The organism is Rhizobacter sp. P3_B12 (genome assembly GCF_056402895.1).
The window spans coordinates 1-2,874 of the sequence record NZ_JBFUGN010000798.1; the positions used below are offsets into that span (position 1 = coordinate 1).

Genomic DNA, 2,874 nt, shown 5'->3' on the forward strand with positions numbered 1-2,874 from the left:
GGGCTGGGCGTCGGGCTGACGCTCGCACAGCGCCTCGCGCAGATGCACGGCGGCAGCCTGGAGGCGGCGAGCGACGGCATCGGCCGCGGCGCGGTGTTCACGCTGCGGCTGCCGTGCGTCGGGCTGGTGCGCTCCGGCGAGGCCGGCGGCCCCGCACTCGAGCCCGGGGCGCCGCAGCCGGCACGGGTGCTGGTGGTCGACGACAACCACGACGCGGCGCACAGCGTGGCCGACCTGCTCGCCCTCGGCGGCCACCAGGTGCGCACCGCCGCCGACGGCCGCGAGGCGCTGGCGGTGGCCGAGAGCTTCGGCCCCGAGGTGGTGGTGCTCGACATCGGGCTGCCGATCCTCGACGGCTACGAGGTCGCCGCGCGCCTGCGCACGATGGACGGCACGCGCAGCGCGCTGCTGCTCGCGCTGACCGGCTACGGCCAGCAGGAAGACCGCCTGCGCGCCGAGGCGGCCGGCTTCGACCACCATTTCGTCAAGCCGGCCGATCCGGTGGCGCTGCAGAAGTGCATCGATGGGTGGCTGCGGCAGCGCCGCGACGCCGACCGGCAGGAAGCCGGCTGAACGGGGGACGGGGGAACGGACGGACCGAACCCTCTTGCCGTGGAACCCGGCGCGCCCGGCGGTTACTCAAGCGCGCATGAGAGGCTGGCGCGATTACCTGTGGATCACCTGGTGGCGTTCGCTGTGGGACGGCCGCGCCACCTTCAAGGACCTCCGCGAGCGTCCTCGCGTCACGGCGCGAACGCCGCAGGAGCGCCTGCTGCAGCGGCTGGACGAGGAATTCGTTCGCCACGTGCCCGACGCCGACAGCGTCGTGTTCGCGCTGCGCCACTGGCTCGACACGCTCGACGGCCACCTCGACCTGTCGCGCTGCGACCGCGCCGCGGTGCGCCAGCTGCCCCCGGACCTGATCGGCGACATCATCACCCATGTCACCCAGCGCAGCGGGCACGAGCAGCTGCGCATCACGCTGCCTCCGGGGATGAACCGGCAGCTCGGCTGGTGGTCCCGCTACGGGCTCGGCTGAGCCGGGCTTCCGACACGCCTGCAGGGCACTTCCCCGAAGTCCTACACGGATTGCCTCTTTTGCCCGATAGGCATCGCCGGGTCGCGGCGCTAGCCTGGGGGCAACGAATCTCAGGAGCGCCCCATGGGTCCCAGCACCGACACCTGCCTGCCGTCCGCTGCGCTGGGCCTGGCACCGATCTCCCGCCCGGCCCTCGGGCTGCTGGTCAGCGAACCGTGGCGCGCCGCCGTCGAACTGGCCTCGCACCGCCTGCGCCGCGGCTTCTCCAAGGTGCAGGCCGGCGACGGCCACCCGGTCGTCATCTTCCCCGGCCTCGCCGCCGACGGCAGCGCGGTCGCGACGCTGCGTGAACACTGCAGCGCCCTCGGCTACACCGCCTTCGACTGGGGCCGCGGCCTGAACGTCGGCCCGCGCGGCGACGTCGATGCCTGGATGGCCGAGCTCGCCGACCATGTCCAGGCGCTGCTGAAACCCCACGCCGGCCGCGCGACGCTGGTCGGCTGGAGCCTCGGCGGCCTCTACGCCCGCGAACTCGGCAAGCTGCTCGCGCCGCAGGTGCGCCGTGTCATCACGATCGGCACGCCGTTCAACGCCGAGGCCGACCACAGCCACGTCGGCTGGCTGTACCGGCTGCTGAACGGCGCGCCGGCCCGGCTCGACCCGGCGATGAGCCGCCGCCTGCGCACGCCGCCGCCCGTGCCCACCGCATCGATCTACAGCCGCAACGACGGCATCGTCGCGTGGCAGACCTGCATCCACGGCCCGCAGGAACACGCCACTGGCCTGGTGCGCGACCTCGAGGTCGACAGCAGCCACATCGGCATGGTGTGGAACCCGCGCGTGCTGAACGCGGTCGGCGAGCTGCTGGCCCAGCCGGCCACCGGCCACTGAGCACCCGGCACCGGCTCAGCGCGCCGGCCAGCCCATCAGCCGCGCCAGCGTGCCGTCGGCCTTCACCTTCTCGAACGCCGCGCGCGTGCGCGCCACCACGTCGTCGGGCGTGGCCCGGCCATAGGCCATGAACAGGCCGGTCGACAGCCCGTCCAGCGTGTAGACCTTCTCCAGCACCGTCGCGCAATCGATGTGCGACTCCTCGCACTGCTGCTGCACGTCGCGCTCGGGCATCGGCACCAGCTGCACCTGGCGGTGCAGCAGCTTGCGGAAGTTGTCGGCGTTCTGCGCCGACACCACCAGCCGCGTGAAGCCCTGCGACTGCAGGTACTGCTCGCGCACGTCRCCGCGCAGCACGCCGACGCTGTAGGCCCTGGCGTCCTGCAGCGTGCGCACCACCACCTCGGTGTCGGTGCGCAGCTTGTACAGGTGGTAGTCGATGCGCATGAACTCGCCGGCCCACTTGAACTTGTCCTCGCGCTGCGGCGTGCGCGCGATCATGAAGATCAGCACGTTCGGCTCCTGCAGCGCCATGTCGTAGGCACGCGCCCAGGGGTAGACGCCGGCACGGTAGTCGGTGAAGCCGGCGCGCCGCATCGTCGCGGCCACCACCTCGCTGGCCGGGCCGGTCACGCGGCCGGCGCTCAGCCACGTGTAGCCGGACTCCTCGGTGACGCCGCGGATGGCCTGCGCCTGCGCGGCGCTGCCGGCGCAGGCCGAGGCCAGCGCGAGGATGCTGTGGGCGAGACGGAAAGCAAGGCGCATCGTCGTCCTCCTGCGGTTCAGGCGGCCACCCGGTCGCGGCCCTGTCGTTTGGCGCGGTACAGCGCCTGGTCGGCGCGGTGCAGCAGCGCCTCGAAGCGGTCCATCGTGTCGGCGTCGAACTGCGCGACGCCGATGCTCAGCGTGACGCGCGGCGCCACCTGCGACGCGCTGTGCGGGAT

General features: G+C 72.8%; 5 protein-coding genes. 3 read left to right on the forward strand and 2 right to left on the reverse strand.

The genetic code is table 11. The features are described from left to right. The 3 genes from AC1D01_RS28150 to AC1D01_RS28160 form a co-directional block, all read left to right on the forward strand. Positions 1-573: response regulator (locus AC1D01_RS28150; RefSeq protein ID WP_477872284.1), on the forward strand; the 573-nt coding region annotated here is incomplete at its 5' end. A gap of 76 nt (positions 574-649) precedes the next feature. After that, positions 650-1,039: a hypothetical protein gene (locus AC1D01_RS28155; RefSeq protein WP_477872286.1), complete on the forward strand. Its 390-nt coding sequence runs from the start codon at positions 650-652 to the stop codon at positions 1,037-1,039. Between the two features lie 123 nt (positions 1,040-1,162). Then, positions 1,163-1,930: an alpha/beta fold hydrolase gene (locus AC1D01_RS28160; protein WP_477872288.1), complete on the forward strand. Its 768-nt coding sequence runs from the start codon at positions 1,163-1,165 to the stop codon at positions 1,928-1,930. Between the two features lie 15 nt (positions 1,931-1,945). Here AC1D01_RS28160 and AC1D01_RS28165 read toward each other — a convergent pair whose 3' ends face one another. Continuing rightward, a complete protein-coding gene (locus AC1D01_RS28165; RefSeq protein WP_477872290.1) occupies positions 1,946-2,695 on the reverse strand; it encodes a substrate-binding periplasmic protein in 750 nt (249 codons plus the stop codon). A 17-nt stretch (positions 2,696-2,712) separates the two neighbouring features. Beyond that, positions 2,713-2,874, reverse strand: a complete 162-nt coding sequence (locus tag AC1D01_RS28170) for a diguanylate cyclase (protein WP_477872292.1) — start codon at positions 2,872-2,874, stop codon at positions 2,713-2,715.

What these genes read in the sequence shown, in the direction of transcription:
- AC1D01_RS28160 (WP_477872288.1), top strand. Translation starts at nt 1,163, where the DNA reads ATGGGTCCCAGCACCGACACCTGCCTGCCGTCCGCTGCGCTGGGCCTG.
- AC1D01_RS28155 (WP_477872286.1), top strand. Translation starts at nt 650, where the DNA reads ATGAGAGGCTGGCGCGATTACCTGTGGATCACCTGGTGGCGTTCGCTG.